Origin of the sequence: Paenibacillus sp. F4, assembly GCF_002894905.1 — a bacterium.
Taxonomy (GTDB): domain Bacteria; phylum Bacillota; class Bacilli; order Paenibacillales; family Paenibacillaceae; genus Paenibacillus; species Paenibacillus polymyxa_B.
This window is the reverse complement of the sequence record NZ_POVS01000019.1, coordinates 172,583-186,081: the sequence shown is the minus strand read 5'-3', so window position 1 is coordinate 186,081 and position 13,499 is coordinate 172,583. Positions and strand designations below refer to the sequence as shown.

20 protein-coding genes are annotated in these 13,499 nt (G+C 45.0%); all 20 read left to right on the top strand.

All coding sequences use genetic code 11. The features are described 5' to 3' along the window. Positions 1 to 111 precede the first annotated feature (111 nt). The 20 genes from C1T21_RS22835 to C1T21_RS28190 all read left to right on the top strand — a co-directional run bounded on the left by C1T21_RS22835 (position 112) and on the right by C1T21_RS28190 (position 13,421). A complete protein-coding gene (locus C1T21_RS22835; protein WP_103049878.1) occupies positions 112 to 957 on the top strand; it encodes a S1 family peptidase in 846 nt (281 codons plus the stop codon). 72 nt (positions 958 to 1,029) lie between these two features. Continuing rightward, complete coding sequence (locus C1T21_RS22830) at positions 1,030 to 1,470, top strand: terminase small subunit (protein ID WP_103049877.1); 441 nt, start codon at positions 1,030 to 1,032, stop codon at positions 1,468 to 1,470. Further along, positions 1,463 to 2,716, top strand: a complete 1,254-nt coding sequence (locus C1T21_RS22825) for a PBSX family phage terminase large subunit (protein ID WP_103049876.1) — start codon at positions 1,463 to 1,465, stop codon at positions 2,714 to 2,716. Before C1T21_RS22830 ends, C1T21_RS22825 begins: the two co-directional genes overlap by 8 nt. Positions 2,717 to 2,736: 20 nt before the next feature. Beyond that, on the top strand, positions 2,737 to 4,209 hold the full coding sequence (locus tag C1T21_RS22820) for a phage portal protein (RefSeq protein ID WP_219727879.1): 1,473 nt from the start codon (positions 2,737 to 2,739) through the stop codon (positions 4,207 to 4,209). Next, positions 4,206 to 5,912 (top strand): minor capsid protein, encoded by a 1,707-nt coding sequence (locus tag C1T21_RS22815; RefSeq protein WP_103049875.1) that lies wholly within the window; start codon positions 4,206 to 4,208, stop codon positions 5,910 to 5,912. The genes C1T21_RS22820 and C1T21_RS22815 overlap by 4 nt, the downstream gene beginning before the upstream one ends. Next, positions 5,866 to 6,159 (top strand): hypothetical protein, encoded by a 294-nt coding sequence (locus C1T21_RS22810; protein WP_146032512.1) that lies wholly within the window; start codon positions 5,866 to 5,868, stop codon positions 6,157 to 6,159. Before C1T21_RS22815 ends, C1T21_RS22810 begins: the two co-directional genes overlap by 47 nt. Next, positions 6,152 to 6,493, top strand: coding sequence for a hypothetical protein (locus C1T21_RS22805; protein WP_103049873.1), 342 nt, complete (start codon positions 6,152 to 6,154; stop codon positions 6,491 to 6,493). The genes C1T21_RS22810 and C1T21_RS22805 overlap by 8 nt, the downstream gene beginning before the upstream one ends. 100 nt (positions 6,494 to 6,593) lie before the next feature. After that, positions 6,594 to 7,229, top strand: a complete 636-nt coding sequence (locus tag C1T21_RS22800) for a phage scaffolding protein (RefSeq protein ID WP_103049872.1) — start codon at positions 6,594 to 6,596, stop codon at positions 7,227 to 7,229. 15 nt (positions 7,230 to 7,244) lie between these two features. After that, positions 7,245 to 7,616 carry a hypothetical protein gene (locus tag C1T21_RS22795; protein ID WP_103049871.1) on the top strand — a complete coding sequence of 124 codons (372 nt, stop codon included), beginning with the start codon at positions 7,245 to 7,247 and terminating at the stop codon, positions 7,614 to 7,616. 18 nt (positions 7,617 to 7,634) lie between these two features. Further along, positions 7,635 to 8,678, top strand: coding sequence for a major capsid protein (locus C1T21_RS22790; RefSeq protein WP_103049870.1), 1,044 nt, complete (start codon positions 7,635 to 7,637; stop codon positions 8,676 to 8,678). Positions 8,679 to 8,724: 46 nt separating this feature from the next. Next, entirely contained in the window at positions 8,725 to 9,039 is a 315-nt protein-coding gene (locus C1T21_RS22785; RefSeq protein WP_103049869.1) for a Rho termination factor N-terminal domain-containing protein, read from the top strand. Then, on the top strand, positions 8,999 to 9,373 hold the full coding sequence (locus C1T21_RS22780) for a phage head-tail connector protein (protein ID WP_103049868.1): 375 nt from the start codon (positions 8,999 to 9,001) through the stop codon (positions 9,371 to 9,373). Before C1T21_RS22785 ends, C1T21_RS22780 begins: the two co-directional genes overlap by 41 nt. 2 nt (positions 9,374 to 9,375) lie before the next feature. Next, a complete protein-coding gene (locus tag C1T21_RS22775; RefSeq protein ID WP_103049867.1) occupies positions 9,376 to 9,747 on the top strand; it encodes a hypothetical protein in 372 nt (123 codons plus the stop codon). Continuing rightward, a complete protein-coding gene (locus C1T21_RS22770) occupies positions 9,744 to 10,145 on the top strand; it encodes an HK97 gp10 family phage protein (protein ID WP_103049866.1) in 402 nt (133 codons plus the stop codon). The genes C1T21_RS22775 and C1T21_RS22770 overlap by 4 nt, the downstream gene beginning before the upstream one ends. Before the next feature lie 4 nt (positions 10,146 to 10,149). Continuing rightward, positions 10,150 to 10,575 (top strand): phage tail terminator family protein, encoded by a 426-nt coding sequence (locus C1T21_RS22765; RefSeq protein ID WP_103049865.1) that lies wholly within the window; start codon positions 10,150 to 10,152, stop codon positions 10,573 to 10,575. Further along, on the top strand, positions 10,568 to 10,810 hold the full coding sequence (locus C1T21_RS22760) for a hypothetical protein (protein ID WP_258012600.1): 243 nt from the start codon (positions 10,568 to 10,570) through the stop codon (positions 10,808 to 10,810). The genes C1T21_RS22765 and C1T21_RS22760 overlap by 8 nt, the downstream gene beginning before the upstream one ends. Continuing rightward, positions 10,810 to 12,132, top strand: coding sequence for a phage tail sheath family protein (locus C1T21_RS22755; RefSeq protein WP_308411656.1), 1,323 nt, complete (start codon positions 10,810 to 10,812; stop codon positions 12,130 to 12,132). The genes C1T21_RS22760 and C1T21_RS22755 overlap by 1 nt, the downstream gene beginning before the upstream one ends. A 1-nt stretch (position 12,133) precedes the next feature. Further along, complete coding sequence (locus C1T21_RS22750) at positions 12,134 to 12,607, top strand: phage tail tube protein (protein WP_103049863.1); 474 nt, start codon at positions 12,134 to 12,136, stop codon at positions 12,605 to 12,607. A 28-nt stretch (positions 12,608 to 12,635) separates the two neighbouring features. After that, positions 12,636 to 13,055 (top strand): phage tail assembly chaperone, encoded by a 420-nt coding sequence (locus C1T21_RS22745; RefSeq protein WP_103049862.1) that lies wholly within the window; start codon positions 12,636 to 12,638, stop codon positions 13,053 to 13,055. Between the two features lie 231 nt (positions 13,056 to 13,286). Next, entirely contained in the window at positions 13,287 to 13,421 is a 135-nt protein-coding gene (locus tag C1T21_RS28190; protein ID WP_258012599.1) for a hypothetical protein, read from the top strand. Positions 13,422 to 13,499: the final 78 nt, after the last annotated feature.

The window sequence follows — 13,499 nt, the reverse complement described above, 5'->3', positions numbered from 1 at the left end:
AAGGAACACCGCATAAAGAGGGTTAAAGCAGACAGAGGGTTTGGAAAATAATACTATATAACTGAACTAGATGTGTTATATTAAAAAAAACACTAAAAGGTTGGGTTAATTATGGTTAAAAGACTTCTTGCTGATTTGCCTTTATCCGAGCAACTCATGCATTGTACTGTTAGAATTGAAAGTGAAGATGCTGCCGGTAATATAAGCGAGGGTACAGGTTTTTTCTATCAAATGTTACAAGAGGATGAATCGTTACAGTACATTGTAATGGTCACAAACAAGCATGTGATTGAGGGTAGTGAAGTCGGACGGTTCGTTCTGAATTTAGCAGACGAAAACGGTAACCATATTCTTGGCAGCCAGGAAGTTATCACCTTAACGGAATTCGAACAACGATGGATTAAGCATCCAGAGGATGTTGATTTATGTATGATGCCTTTAGCGCCGATCATCCGTGAGGGAGAAACAAAAGGTAAATATTATTCCATATTGACACTAACTAGAGATGACATTCCGTCGGATGAACAGATATGTCAGTTAAATGCAATTGAAGATATTATAATGATTGGTTATCCGAATGGTATTTGGGATAGGTTTAATAATTTTCCTGTTATGAGAAGAGGTATTACTGCCACACATCCGAAATATGATTACAACGGAAAACAAGAATTCTTGATCGATGCAGCTTGTTTTCCTGGTTCAAGCGGCTCACCTGTTTTTATATTTAATGAGGAGAGCTTTATTGATAAAGAACAAGGATTAATCTTTAGAACTAAAATTTACTTAATGGGTGTTCTTTACGCGGGGCATCGGTACACTACTACCGGGGAAGTAAAAATAGAGGAGGTTCCAACAGGACTACAATCTATCTCAAGTATATTTATTAATTTGGGCATTATTATAAAGGCTAGCAATCTACTTGTTTTTGAACGGATTCTTAGAGAGAGAAACAGTTAAAGGACTTTGTATACTACTCGAGACAACATTTAATGTTGTCTTATTTTTATTACAGGGGGTGGGTGATATGACATGAAGCTATCTGAGAATCAAAAGAAGTTTGCAGATTACTTTATTGAGACAGGTAACGCTACTCAAAGCTATCAGAGGGCTGGATATAAGGCTACAGGTAAATCTGCTGAAGTAAATGCTTCCAGATTGCTAGGAAATGCTAAGGTGAGGGAATACATCGACTCGATAGTGGTGAAAAAGGACGAGGAACGAATAGCGAAACAGGACGAGATTCTTGAGTTTCTTACATCGGTGCTGCGTGGGAAGGTGAAAGAACAGTTCCCATTGGGCATGGGCATGGGTGAGCAATCGCTCGTTAAGAAGGAACTGGACGGCAAGGATCGCATAAAGGCTGCTGAACTGCTTGGGAAACGTTATGGATTGTGGGTTGATAAACTGGATGTTAACGCCGTTGTAGCGCCTGTTTTTGTTGACGATATACAGGGTGAAGATGATGGCTAGAAAACTATCCGAATTCATCCCGAAGGCGTTTCATGCGACATGGAGAGCTGCGAATGATCCACACATCCTCAACATCATAGAAAAAGGTGGCCGCGGTTCAGGGAAATCGTCAGATATAGCACACATCATTGTGCAGTTGCTTATGCGTTACCCCGTTAATGCTATTGGTATACGTTATATCGACAACACCATTGAATTATCCATTTTCGAGCAAATGAAATGGGCCATAACCGAACAAGGTGTGTCGCAGTTTTTCAAGATTAATAAATCCCCCATGCGGATAACATATCTGCCGCGAGGCAATTATATGGCCTTTAGAGGTGCACAGAACCCTGAGAGGCTTAAATCCCTGAAAGATGCCAACTTCCCATTTGCCATAGGGTGGATTGAGGAATTAGCAGAATTTAAGACGGAAGAAGAAGTTACAACCATCACCAACTCCTTATTGCGTGGAGAATTGGGAGATGGTCTTTTTTATAAGTTCTTCTATAGCTACAACCCGCCAAAGCGTAAGCAGTCATGGGTCAACAAGAAATATGAGTCTGTATTCCAACCGGATCATACACACGTTCATCACTCTACTTATTTGGACAACCCGTTTATCTCCAAAGCCTTCATAAAAGAGGCTGAGAGTGCAAAGGAGAAGAACCAACGGCGTTATGAATGGGAGTATCTCGGGAAAGCTATTGGGTCCGGAGTGGTGCCGTTTGACAACCTTACATTCCGCACAATTACAGATGAAGAGGTTAAAAGCTTCGATAATATCCGCCAGGGCAATGACTGGGGTTACGGTGTTGATCCGCTGGCCTTTGTTCGCTGGCATTATGATAAAACACGGCGGAGAATCTACGCGCTGGATGAAGTATACGGCGTAAAGATAGCTAACCGAGAGTTGGGCGAGAAGCTCAAGAAGAAAAAGTATGACCAGCAGCTGACCATTGCGGACAGTGCAGAGCCAAAGTCGGTGGATGAATTAAAAATGCAGCTTCATTGCAGATTCAAAGGCGCTAAGAAGGGGCCAGGATCGGTGGAATACGGTGAAAAGTGGCTTGATGATCTTGATGAAATCGTCATTGATCCAGTTCGTACACCAAACATTGCGCGAGAGTTTGAGAATATTGACTATCAGACAGACGCTGACGGCAATCCGCGGACGCGGCTGGATGATAAGGACAATCACACTATTGATGCTACACGGTACGCCTTTGAGGACGATATGAGGCAGCCAGGTATCTCATTTGATTAATACAGGAGGGAGGTTACACATTGAGCACCACACAAGACATCATTCGCATGCTTGAAGCGAACTCCCCGATGACTGATATGGAAATCGCTATGCAAGAGATAACCACATTCAAGGGTTCGCTTAAAAGAGAACTCATGTTACTGGGGCAGGCATACTATGAGAACAAAACCAAAATACTGGAGAAGAAGCGTACAGTTGTTGGCGAAGGCGGGGTAAGGCAAGAAGTCCATAATCTAGCTAACAATAAGCTAATACATGGTTTTGTTCGCAAACTCGTAGATCAGAAAACAGGGTATCTGCTTTCCAAACCATTTAGCATACAAACTGACGGCCCTGATGAATACAAGAAACGTCTTGGTGACTACTTCGGCAAAGACTTTCAACGTACACTTAAAAACGTTGGCAAGAATGCAATTAATAAGGGGATAGCTTGGCTACAGGTTTATTACACCGAGACTGAAGAACTTGCCTTCAAGAGCATTCCAAGTGAGGAAATTGTCCCGCTTTGGAAAGATTCAGCGCATACAGAGTTGGATGCAGTCATTCGATTCTATGATGTGATCTACTATGAGGCTAAAACCAAGAAGACCATTACAATAGTTGAATTTTGGGATTCAAAAGGAGTCATGCGCTTCTCTCAAGATAAGCTGGTTTCGAATGATCTAAGTCCATTAGGAGAAGTGGAATCTCACTTTACAGCCATAGTAAACGGTAAGGAAATGCTTCTGAATTGGGAGCGCCCGCCTTTTGTTGCATTCAAATACAACGACGAAGAACAACCGCTTATAGAAATGATCAAAACATTGGTTGATGATTATGATTTGCGGATGTCGGAGAATGCGGACAATATCGAGGATATGCCGAGCAGTATTATTGTGCTGAAGAATTACGGTGGCGGAAAGCTGGAAGATGCACGGCGTAACTTAGCTCAACTACGTATGGTTAGGGTTGAGGCAGACGGCGGCATTGATACGTTAGGTATAGACATCGATACTACAGCACTAAGCAATCATATTGCTGAATTGCGTAAAAGTATATATGAGTTTGGTCGAGGTGTGGACACGCAAACGGACAAGTTTGGTAATAATCCATCTGGCATAGCCCTTCGTTCTCTCTATCAGGATTTAGACTTGGATGCGAATACGATTGAGGCAGAATTTCAAGCCTCGCTGGAACAGCTTCTTTGGTTCGTAGATCAACATCTTTATAACACAACAAAGGTTGACTACTCCAGTTATGACGTTGATTTCATTCTTAACCGGGACGTTATGATCAATGAGACTGAAGCGGTTGAGAATGTCAAAAACAGTGTAGGGATATTGTCTGAGGAAACCAACCTGGCAAATCATCCTTGGGTCACTGATGTTCAAGCCGAAGAAGAGCGTAAAAGGAAAGAATCTGCCGAAGCCTTGAAAACTGTGGAAGATCAGCCTTACGGTGGCACAGGCGGTAATCCCCCTGAAACAGATCCAAAACAGGATGAACAATCATGAAGTCCGAGGAATACTGGTCAGGCCGTATGGACGCTCTGAATGAGGCGCAGCTGGGCAAAGGTGATGCTTACGTCCGCAAAATGGAGATTGAGTACGCCAAGGCTAACGCATCCATCCAAAAAGATATTGACGTGTTCTACCAGCGGTTTGCGAAAAATAACGAGATAAGCCTAGCGGAAGCACGGCAAGTGCTGAAAGCTGGAGAGCTCAAAGAGTTCAAATGGACGGTAGACGACTATATCAAGGCAGGCCGCGAAAATGCTGTGGATCAACGGTGGATGAAGGAACTTGAGAATGCATCTATCAGAGTGCGTATGACTCGCTTAGAGGCTTTGCAAATGCAGATGCGGCAACATGTCGAAGTCCTAACCGGAAAGCGTCAGGCAGGCGCTAAAGAGCTTATGGGCGATATATACAAGGATGGGTACTATCATTCTGTGTTTGAGCTACACAAGGGTACAGGGTTGGGCGCCACTTTCTCTAAGTTGGACAAGCGGCAGATTGAAGCGGTTTTAAGTAAACCCTGGGCAGCCGATGGTTCGAACTTCTCTGCACGGATCTGGAAGGACCGTGACAAGTTGGTCCACGAGCTCCAGACTGTTTTGACTCAAGGTATGATACGCGGCGATACACCGGACAAGATGATTAACGCACTGTCTGACCGTATGGGTGTATCCCGATCAGCGGCAGCCAGGATCATCCAGACCGAATCCGCGTACTTTGCTGGTCAGTCTCGTATGGATGCTTATAAGGAGCTGGGCGTAGAGCAATACAAGTTCACGGCTACGCTGGATAAACGCACATCAAGTATCTGCCGGCACATGGATGGAGAAGTATTCGCGGTGAGCGAGGCTGAGGTAGGAGTTAACTACCCACCGTTGCATGCTTATTGCCGTTCTACTACGATTCCGCATTATGAGGACAATGTCCAGGAGCGCATAGCGCGGGATGAGGACGGCAAGAATCAGGCAGTGCCGGGTGACATGACTTATTCTGAATGGGCCAAGGAAAACGTTCCTGCTACGGACCGTGTAACTGAGCCGATCAAGCCAGTCGAACCAGACAATAATGCTATTAAGACGGTTCCCCCAGAGTTGGAGAACCTACCAAACAGACCATACAACCCTAAAGCTTCTTATCACGTGGATATCCCTAATGTATCATCGGTTGCTGCAGACAAAATAGCAGACATTAGCCGGGAATTGGTACGTGAGGGCTCCAAGACTGGTAAGGGCTATTTGTCGTTCACGGACTTTGATGGCAAGGAGTTGGCGAGGATCGCGGGCAGTAAAGACAGTGTACCATTCACACCTAAAGCGCGGGATATGCTGCTGAGCGCTCCTGCTGGCAGCCTAGTGCTTGCTCACAACCATCCGAGGGGCAACAGGCTGTCGGTTAAAGATGCGCGTTCTATGGCGCTATATGCAGCTATAGGGGCTATGGTGGTAGCTGGGCATGATGGCGGCACAAGTACACTGTCAGCACCGAGCAAGCGCAGTCCGTCGGAGTTTGATGAGGTCCTGCGCCGAGTGGTTGCCGAGGTGGACGCACAATTGCAAGCTGATCCAGCTTTCGCTCAGTTGTCACCAACGGCCAAGAACGAACGCTTTGATTATCTGGTGCTCATGGCGATAGTAAGCGAATTGGGGTGGGAATATGCCGAAGACTTCGAAGCAGCAAGAGACGGTAACCGGTTTAGATGATAAGCCGATAATGCTTGATTTTGATGCTCCAGTAGATGAACGGGTGAGTGCATATATCAGTCAGGTGTTAGGACAGGAAGGTGAAGATGTGGACAAGGATAAGATTAGGGAACTATTCGAGCAACTTCTCGGCGATTATAAGTCATCTGAGGAAATGGTGATACATGAACGTGGTGGAGACGAAAAGGAACTTGAGAACACTATAAAAGAATACCGGGAAGATCTGGAGGCGTTGTTGAATGAGTGAATCCATGAAATCAGACGCACTTTCCAACGCAGAAGTGTTGGACATCTTAAGAGAAAAGATCGGTTTTGTTGGCAAGCCTTCGTCAAGTGTTGAATGGCGGTATGAATTAAACAAGACCGGTAAACTGGTGATTGATGGTCGGGCTACTCTTTATGACATCGAACGAGCTATGCAAATAACAATTGACTTGTCAACAGCCTTTTACATCCCGTGGCAGCCAATTATTAATTTTAAAGTGATAGTAAGCAAACATGAAGGGACACGTATTGAGTTAACTACGTTGCCTGTATCTTCTACTGGATGGGTTACCATAAACTCGGAACTACCTTATTGAAATTCTAGGTAAATCACCGCCGTTTGGTATTGTGGGCGTAAAACACAAGACATCACTGGCCGAGACCAGGTTAAAAAACGAAGATGAAGGAGCGGTATATATGGATTGGTTAAGAGAATTGCTGGAGGGTCAAGGTGTTCCAGCGGACAAAATCACAGCTATTACAAAGGGGGTTGAGGACAAGTACACCGGATATGTGCCTAAGCGTCGATTTGATGAAATAAATGATGCTAAGAAACAACTTGAAGGTGATTTGAAAGAACGCGACAAGCAGTTGACTGATCTGCAGAAGGCGGCGGGGGATGTTCCGGCATTACAGGAGCAGATTACTAAGCTTCAAGAGGACAATAAAGCTGCTACCGACAAGTACGAAAATGACATGAAGGAACTGCGCTTGAACACTGCGCTTAAGATGGCTTTGAGTGGTCAGGTTCACAACGCTGATATTGTTGCGAAGTTACTGGACAAAACAAAAATCGAACTGGACGACAACGGTGCTATAAAAAATGGTTTGGACGACCAACTCACAGGCCTTCGCGAAAGCGATGGCTTTTTATTTGTCCCAAAAGAGGACCCGAAACCAGGATTCCAACCGAAAGGTGCTACACCAGCGGATGGAGCAGGCGGAAAGCAAGACCCGGGTAAGGGTGAGCCCAATTACGGGAAGATTGCTGCACAGAATAAGTCAGCGGATAACGAAGGCCTATCTAAAGCCCGTGAATCCTATTTCCAATAACAGGAGGATGAGAAAATGAGTAAATTTGTAACTACTAAATACGGCAATAAGAAGGTTATCACTAAATTCCCCGATCATTATGTGAACTTAGCTGTAACAGTGGATGATGCGGGAATCACAGCTAATGCTGATGGGAAGAAGATTGTTCCTGCTGGCACGATTATTGGCAATGGTATTTTGAACGATATTACGAAGTTAGCTAAAAAGGCAGTTACGACTACTGGTGTTTCTAATGCTGAAGGCGTCCTTTTTGAAGATGTTGACGTTACTTACGGACCATCTGCAGGCGCGATGATGATTCACGGATTCGTGGATTTAAACAAGATTCCAACGGCTCCAACGCCAGAAGAAGTGACAGCACTCAAACAAATCACATTTTTGAAATAAGAGAGGACAGGTGAAGACATGCCAACTATTTTTGATCTTGTAACAGCTGAGAATATTACTACCTACTATCAGGAAACAGCATCTAATGCTATTCCTTACTTGGGGGCGACATTGTTCCCAGCGAAAAAGCAACAAGGGCTAGATTTGAAATGGATTAAAGGGGCAGGAGGCTTGCCAGTATCCCTGCAACCGTCCGCATTTGATGCCAAAGCCACATTGAGGGACCGGATCGGATTTGAAGAAATCAAGACTCAAATGCCATTTTTCCGTGAAGCTATGAACATTGATGAAACAGAACGCCAAGAGTTGTTAAGGTTGTTATCATCTCCTAATGCGGTGTATTACCAAACGCTGATTGATAAGATCTATGACGACAGAAAAACGTTGATTGATGGTGCTGTGGTAGTGCCTGAACGAATGATCATGCAATTACTTTCTTTGGGTCGGATCGACATTGTTGCCAATCGCCAGCAATACAAATACGATTACAAAATGTCTGATGAGCACAAAACCACGCTTACGGCGGAAGCTAAATGGAGTAATCCTGATGCTCCGATCATTCAAGACATCAAAACGTGGCAGGATCTAGTCGAGGATGACACTGGTGTACGTCCTGAGAATGCTATTTGCACACGGAAAACGTGGAACTACATTTTGAATAATAAAACTATTCGGTTGGACATGAATCCTGTAGGTGGTCAGAACATCATTATGACCGACTCCATGATGAAACAATACCTTTTTAGCAAGTTGGGGCTTACTGTAGCTGTATACAACAAGAAGTTTGCTTTGCAAGATGGCACAACAGGCCTGTTTTACCCAGATGATTACTTTACCCTTATCCCTGCTAACACACTGGGCAATACGTGGTATGGTACTACACCTGAGGAAGCGGATTTGATGAGTGGCGGTACGGACGCTCAGGTACAGATTGTCAACACAGGGGTTGCGGTAACAACTTACAAAGAACCACATCCAGTAAACGTAAATACTATCGTGTCTGAGATCGTATTACCTTCATTTGAACAAATGAACAACATCTTTATCGCTAAAGTTAACTAAGGGGAGACAATTGTCTCTCCTATTTATTTTGGGAGGAGTGAATAGAGTGAAAGTGACTCTTACAAATAGTGCAAAGTACGGCGGTGAATTCCACATCAAGGGGCAGGAAATTGAGGTAGAGCCAAAACATGTGCCAGGGTTGATTGCTGATAAAGTTATTAGTCCTGATACAGAAGTGCCCGAAGAACCTGTCGAAACAGATGTCAACAAGATGAATCTAGCTCAGCTGAAGGATTACGCCGAACAAAACTCCATTGACCTCGCTGGTGCAACCAAAAAGGAAGACGTGCTCGCAGCCATCGTGAAAGCGGGTGAAGGCAATGGAACCGAACCGCAGGGAAACGCTGCTGACCAAGCTTAAAATCCTACTTGGCATTCCAGTTACTGATACGAGTAAGGATGTACAACTCGGATTTTCCTTTGATTTTACGATTGATGGCATTAAGAACTACTGCAACATATCCGACATACCGGTGCAACTGGAAAATACAACGCTGCTGATCGCCAAGGACTATTATCTCAACCAGTTTGCAGAGCCTGCAACGGCTGGAGAAACTGAGTTGAACGTCCAAAGTGTTAAGCGTGGTGATGTGCAGTTTAATTTTGCGGCTTACGCCAAGAAGGGCGTGGAGGGTACGGCTTTCATTAAGTCGTACGCCGCGCAACTTAATGCATTTCGAAAGCTGAGGTGGTAGCCATGCAATTAGGCAATCCAGCAGTGGAGCGTAGGCTGCTTGAAATGACCTATACGGGGGTTTGCCGAGTCGAAGGACAGACAACTAGCAAAGACCCAGTAACAGGCGTTGAGCGTCCAAAGGACGGCGTTATATTCGACAACCAGCCATGCGCGCTTTCTCAAGCATCCTTGCCAAGTGCCCAGCAGACAGATACAAACAACGATGTTGCTTATGACGGCAAACTATTCATTGCTCCTGATATCGTCATTCCGTCCGGAAGCCGCATTTATGTGACGCAGGACGGCATGAGCTATGAGTTTCAGCAGTCGGGCGAGCCGTTCATTTATCCAACCCATCAAGAGGTAAAAATGAAGCGAGTGGGCAAGGCATGAGTGGCTTTGCGGACTTTGATTTTAGCGAGTTTGAGCAGCTGGGGAAGAGCCTGAAAAAGATGCAAGCTGATTACCCACAGTTCGTCGAGAACTGCATAAGAGAGCTTGCCAGCAGGCTCTTAGCTAAGACGGTGGCGAGGACTCCCGTAGATACGGGGATGCTCCGGCGTAACTGGCAGCTTGGCCCTGTAGAACGTGTAGGGGGAGGCTACAGCATCGAACTGTTTAACCCTATCGAATATGCGCCTTATGTGGAATACGGGCACCGTACTCGGCTACACACGGGCTGGGTGGAAGGTGGATTTATGCTGACAATTTCCGAAAGGGAACTTGAACGCGAGTTGCCTGCACTCATGGAACGCAAGCTTAAACGATTTATGGAAGACCACCTGAGGTGATGCAATGGAAGATGTAAAAAACGGAATATTGAAGTACCTGAGCACCTTTCAAACGGGTGTCCCGGTGTACGACGAAAGAATTGAGCAGGGTTTTCATGAACCGTGCTTTTTTGTGTTGATTATTGATGGAGCTCAGAACCGGGAATTTAATCGCCGTTACATGCGGACTGATAGTTTCGATGTTCACTATTTCCCGGACCCAGACAACCCGGAAAAGCGCCGTGAATGCGAGGCGGTGGCCAACAGGCTGTATGAGGAAATGGAATACATCCAGTGGGAAGGCAGCCTGTACAGGGCGGTGGGAATGAAACACCAAATCGTCGATGATGTGCTGCATTTCTTCTTGGATGTGAATGTCCATCTCATGCGGCCGAAGGGACCAGAAACAAAAATGAGGACTTTAAAACAGGAGGCTGGTATACGTGGCTGATAACCAAGAAACAGAAACCGGGGCAACGCCTGTTGTGGCACCTACGAAGAAAGAGACGGCAGCGTCGTCAGCTTCGGTAGAACCCCGTTTTGCCAAAGAGCAATTTCAAGAATCACAGCAATTTACGCAAATTGAAAAAGATACATTAAGCGTCCTACTAGAGGATGAGCAGGATTACACCATTAGTGAAGCTAGACGGGTTCTCGCTGAATGGTTGAAGAAGGAGGTTAAATAATGGCTGGTACATGGGTTACACAGAACAAGGATCTACCTGGCGTATATACCAACGTTGTTTCTGAGCCTAAACCACTGGGCACGTTAAGTGATCGTGGTACCGTCACCCTGCCGTTGACATTAAGCTGGGGGCCAGCAAAACAGATCATTACTATCGATGCTGGTGATGATATTTCAAAAGCGTTGGGATATGACATTACAGATACAAGCCTCCTGCTGGTTAAGGAGGCTCTTAAGCGCGCCAAAACGCTGCTGGTGTACCGCCTGAATGAAGGAACAAAAGCTACAGTCACAAGTGGCAATCTTGTCGCCACAGCGAAGTATGGAGGCGTGAGAGGTAACGATATTTCAATTGTAATTCAGGCTGACATTGACACACCATCTAGCTTCAACGTTCGGACTTTGGTCGAGGGCCGGGAGGTCAACTTGCAGAAAGTGACTAATATTGACGGTCTGGTAGCTAATGAATGGGTGAGTTTCAAGGCTTCTGCTACTGATAAGACATTAGCAGCTACGGCCGGAGCGCCGCTGACTGGCGGGGCAAACGGTACGACAACCAACGCAGACCATTCCGATTATATGGCAGCCATTGAGACACAAGATTTCAACACCGTAGGAGTGCCGTATGATGACGCAACGCTGAAGCCTTTGTACACCACCTACGTTAATCGCCTGCGGAATGACGAGGGCAAAAATGTGCAAGTGGTATTACCAAATTACAGCGCGGCCGACAACGAAGGAGTAATAAACGTCACCAACGGTGTCATTCTGTCGGATGGCACAGTGATTGACAAGGTTAAGGCAGTCGCTTGGGTAGCAGCAGCTACAGCAGCGGCAAACGTTAACCAGTCGCTTACTTATGCTGACTACGATGATGCAGTGGATGTAGATGTAAGATTCACCAACCGTGAAGCAATCGCAGGTGTGCAGAGCGGTCAATTCTTCTTTATCTATAAAGGCGGCAAAGCCAAGGTACAGCAGGATATCAATACATTCCGTAGCTTTACGCCTAAAAAGAATAAAGACTTCCGCAAAAATCGTGTCGTTCGTACATTGGATGGCATTAACACCGATTTGCAACGAGTCTTTGAAAGGTCCTACATCGGCAAAGTTGATAACAACGTTGACGGGCGTAATCTCGTTAAAAAAGAAGCTATCAATTTGTTCGAACTTAATCAACAAATCAGTGCTATTGAGGAGTTTAATCCTCAGACGGATGTAACGATCGTACCTGGTACAGACAAAGATGCTATTTACGCTGAGTATTACGTTAAACCAGTAGATAGTATCGAAAAAATCTATCAGTTAGTGAGGGCGAGATAATATGACACAGTGGTTGCAAGCTAAGGATACTATTTCCGGCCAACAGGGTCGATTGTACGCCACCATAAACGGTAGTGTGGAAGAGATGGCCTACTGTAAGAAATTCGAAGCAAAGATCGAAAAAAACATGACAGAAGTAAAAGTACTGGGATACCTGGGCGATCAGAATAAAGCCAATGGCTGGAAGGGTACGGGTTCAATGACTTTTTACTATGTGACCTCATTGTTCAGACAAATGATGCTGGATTATGTGACCACAGGTAAAGATACCTATTTTGATCTGGTTGCTGTCAACGAAGACCCAACTTCCTCGATCGGCAAACAGACCGTGACGCTCAAGAATGTTAATATAAGCAGCATTATTATTGCTAAGTTGGATACTGAATCTCAATTGTTGGACGAAGATTTGGACTTTACTTTTTCCGGGGTCGGATTGCAAGACAGCTTCACAAAACCTGTTTTGGGTGGTAACTAAAATAATCTAAATTAAGGGGATATAAATAATGAGTGACTTGACATTGTTTTATGCGGAAAATGTGGAATCGGAGATTACTGAGGAAATTGCTCTCTCTGAGCGTTTTAAGGATGCAGAAGGGAAGCCGTTATTGTGGAAGATTCGTAGCGTTTCAGAGAATGAGACGTCCATAATCCGAAAGGAATCCGCTAGAAAGGTAAAGGTGAAAGGCGTTTACCAGACTGAAACTGATTCTGACCTCTTTACGGCGAAATTGGTAGTAGCTGGAGTGGTTCATCCTAACCTTAAAGATGCTGGGCTGCAAGCGTCTTATGGTGTTATGGGGGCGGATTCCCTTATTCGAAAAATGTTACTTGCTGGGGAATATACTACGCTCATCGAACGTATTCAGACGCTGAGCGGATTCGATCGCGACATTAACGATCTGATGGATAATGTAAAAAACTAATCGTGGAGAGCGATCCAGATGCAACCTTTGCATACTACGCTCTCCATGAACTTCACATTTTGCCACATGACCTTATGTCAATGAGTCAACGGGAACGCGCTGCGATTTACGCCATGATCTCTTATCGAATAGACCAAGAGAAAGCTGCTCGAAAGAAATAAGCAGAAAAGTTTCTCAGGCCTCTTGATTCACTACAAGAGTTGTAGTATTCTTGTAGTAGGAGGTGACGAGGTGAGTAATAAAGCGTTGAATATCATGATACCCGAGAAAATGTACAACGAGTTGAAAAAAGAGGCTGAGAAAAAAAGCATTTCTTTAGCTGCGTTGGCAAGGATTGTTTTTTCGGAATACCTTGATAAAAAATAAAAGGAAGCCCTTCTCCCCGACAAGAGATAAAAGGACTTCCCAACCAGGTTGTTGCCAACCTGTGAAATATTATAGCAC